Raw genomic sequence first — 3586 nt, 5'->3', positions numbered from 1 at the left:
CGTAGCTGCCATCGCTATTACCATGCCCATTGCTTTGGTTATTGCCAGCTACATGGGAGTTAACCCAGAGCTGATTCTCTATGGTGCCACTGCCATGGCGGGTATGCCCATGTTGCTATTAATCGGTGCTGCTCCCAATGCGATGGCGTATGAGTCTAAACAATTTACCACCGGAGAATTTTTCAAAACGGGTATTCCTGCCAGTGCTATGATTTTGTGCTTACTGGTGTTAATGATTTTCACCTACTGGCCGCTAATTGGTATGTCCGCTTTGATAAACTAAGGTTGGCAGCAACTCCTTACACGGCTAAAGATTTCGCTGACAGTCGACACATCCGGAGTATAATTTCAGGTGTGTCGACATAATGTGACCCCTATACTAATCAGATTGAGAGGGAGAATTGTGGAAGGAAACAGCCAAGTAATTTTTGCCACAGCAATATTTTTACTTACCTATGCCATTATTATTTCAGAGAAAATTCATAGGGCAGTTATCGCACTATTAGGTGCTATGATTGTAATTGTAGGTGGGGTATTGCATCAGGAAAAAGCAGTGGAAGCCATTGATTTTAATACCATAGGCCTTTTGGTCGGTATGATGATTATCGTAGGTATCGCAAGAAATTCAGGGGTTTTCGAATATTTAGCAGTAAAGGCAGCTAAAAGCAGTAAGGGTGATCCCCTGGCCATCCTGGTATCATTATCAATAATAACCGCGATCCTGTCAGCCTTGTTGGATAATGTTACAACCGTACTACTTATTGTTCCAGTGACTTTTTCTATTGCTAAGGCGTTAGAAATAAACCCGTCTCCTATTTTAATTTCAGAGGTATTAGCATCTAATATTGGTGGCACATCAACTCTAATTGGTGACCCGCCCAATATTATGATTGGTTCGGCAACTGGCCTTGGTTTTATGGATTTTGTTGTCAATCTTGCTCCGGTAGTTATTATCATTATGGTTGTGACAGTTTTTCTATTAAAGTTAATTTACAAGAAACAACTGGTGGTTAAAGAAGAATTAAAGCAAAATATTATGGCATTGAACCCCCTGGATGAAATTAAGGATCCTGTATTATTAAAGAAATCATTATTTGTCATTGTCTTAACAATTGGCGGCTTTCTGCTGCACCAATATGTACACTTAGAATCTGCCACCATTGCTTTGGCTGGTGCAGCACTGTTGCTACTGATTACGGGTGCTGAACCAGAACATGCCTTGGCGGCGGTGGAGTGGCCGGTTATTTTCTTCTTTGCTGGGCTATTTATGCTAGTTGGTTCATTGGAAGAAGTGGGTGTAATTGAATGGATTGCCAAAGAGGCCTTAGAGCTTACGGGTGGGGAATTACTTCCTACAGGCATGTTAATTCTTTGGTTGTCTGCCATTGCCTCCGCCTTTGTTGATAATATACCCTTTGTGGCTACCATGATTCCATTAATTCAGGATATGGGAAGATTAGGCGGTATGGCCGACCTCAATCCCCTCTGGTGGTCTTTATCCCTGGGTGCTTGTCTTGGCGGTAATGGAACCATAATTGGTGCATCTGCCAACGTAGTGGTGGCAGGAATGGCAGAAAAACGCGGTATTAAGTGGACCTTTGTGGGCTTTATGAAACTTGCCTGTCCCTTAATGTTGGTATCCATTGTCATCTCTACTGTATATCTATACTTCTTTTATTTGACATAATTATTGTAAACTGGTATATAGAGCCCCCAAAGGTGGTTGCAAATTACCGTTAAATATTCTGGCTAAACGAATGGATCGGCATTGTGAAATATAAAACACAGTTCTTTGCCCCTGTGTCTTTCTCGTGAGAAAAACACAGGGGCATTTTTTATTAAAAAAGTGTAAAACTAAGATTTTTGCACATTATTAGAGCTAAAAAGAGTTAATTGCTGTTTTGATTGGAACAAAGCTATTATTGAAGCTGTACAGAATTATTTTAAATTTGTACCTTTAAGACACAAGAAGTTGTCATTACGAGACATGAGAATTTGTCAGTAATATTATAACCGCTGATTTTATTAACTTTATAAAGATTAGAGTTCTATATAAATATTATTTTATCGGTTGACCTAAGATTGAGATAGTTTTGTCATTCACATGACGAAGATTGTGTTTAAAGTAACAAGTCTTTTAAAGCACCTTTGAAAATGGTTTATGAGTTTTTGTGAAGGGGGAGGGCCGTTTGAATCAGCATATATTGGAAAAACAAATATGCGAGGCCTTTATTAAATTTCAAAGGGAGTTAGTGGGACGGGGACCAGAAATAACAAAGGCGATGATTTGCCGGGATATGGTCATTGTAAGATCAACTGGAGTTTTGACTAAAGAGGAAAAACATGTTAGCAGCACCCGTAAGGGAAGAGCCTTAGTTAAACAACTAAGAATGGAATTAAGAGATACTTATGTAGAGCAAATCGAAAAGATTATCTACGACATTACAAAATGCAAAGTGAAAAGCAGTCACGGAGATATCAGTATCAGAACAGGCGAACAGATAGAAGTATTTATTTTGGAATTAGACTTAGAGAAAAAAATTAAAAGTGCTGACAAAACAATTCCTAACCAAAGGGGTTGATTCGTTAGTCAATATTCGTAGTTGGTAGGCTAAACACAGAGTAAAACTAGGTGTAGGTAGACCAGCGATTCGGGGACGTATGTCTGTTCTTTGAATGCTGGTCTTTTTATTGTCCTGAGGGGGTGGTAGGGTAGTAGTTTATTTCCAGTAGTCACTACAGCTAAATCAACAACAAACACCTGAAATAAAATAAAGAGAGGTGTATTCTTTAATGAGTGCAAATGCTAAAAGAACATTTTTTATCCTGTTAGGTATCGCTTTGTTTTTTGCCTTTTACTTAGCCCCACAGTTTGGTCCGGCCGTTGATCCGTCCGGTAAGTCCTTTGAGTTGTCACAGGAAGGTAAAGCTGCCATCGGTTTATTCCTGCTGGCTGGCATTTGGTGGGTATTTGAAGTTATCCCCATTGGTGTTACTGGTATTGCTATCGGTGTTATCCAGGCATTATTCCTTATCCGTCCTGCTAAGGACGCCTTTAAAGATTTTATGGATCCCACGGTGTTGTTTATTTTAGGTTCATTATTAATTGGTATTGTATTTACTAAATCAGGCATTACCAAACGTATTGCTTATAAAATGCTGGATGTAGTAGGTGAAGACACCAGAAAGATACTATTGGGTGTTTTTGTTATTACGGCGTTATTAACGCATATTATGGCTCACACTGCTGTGGCTGCTACCATGTTCCCAATATTAATTACAATTCTTGCCCTCTATGGAGGGGATGCGGATGGTAAACCGACTAAATTTGGCAAGGCGCTGTTTATCGGTATGGCCTATACAGCCGGTGCCGGTAGTATTTGTACTTTGCTGGGTGGGGCCCGTAACCCTGCGGCAGTTGGTTTCTATACAGAGTTCACGGGTGTAGAAGTTTCTTTTGTTGATTTTTCGCTGCACTTGGCTCCCTTTGGTTGGGCAACAGTCTTCTTAATCTGGGGGATGTTATTGCTGATTTATAAGCCCGAGAAGGCAAAGATTGTTGGTATTAGGGAAAAAGCCCGGGCAG

3 protein-coding genes and 1 pseudogene are annotated in these 3586 nt (G+C 40.1%); all 4 read left to right on the top strand.

What is annotated here, in order from left to right:
• Window positions 1-283 (top strand): annotated as a pseudogene (locus AC1U9Z_RS17415) (SLC13 family permease); the annotation flags it as partial.
• 120 nt (window positions 284-403) lie between these two features.
• Complete coding sequence (locus AC1U9Z_RS17410) at window positions 404-1687, top strand: ArsB/NhaD family transporter (protein ID WP_479958485.1); 1284 nt, start codon at window positions 404-406, stop codon at window positions 1685-1687.
• A 502-nt stretch (window positions 1688-2189) separates the two neighbouring features.
• Entirely contained in the window at window positions 2190-2582 is a 393-nt protein-coding gene (locus tag AC1U9Z_RS17405) for a Na-translocating system protein MpsC family protein (RefSeq protein ID WP_333530389.1), read from the top strand.
• Window positions 2583-2793: 211 nt separating this feature from the next.
• On the top strand, window positions 2794-3586 hold a 793-nt coding region (locus AC1U9Z_RS17400), incomplete at its 3' end, for an SLC13 family permease (RefSeq protein WP_479958484.1).

Source organism: Desulfotomaculum sp. (assembly GCF_982386235.1).
The sequence above is the reverse complement of the archived record's forward strand: the minus strand, read 5'-3'. Positions and strand labels throughout refer to the sequence as shown.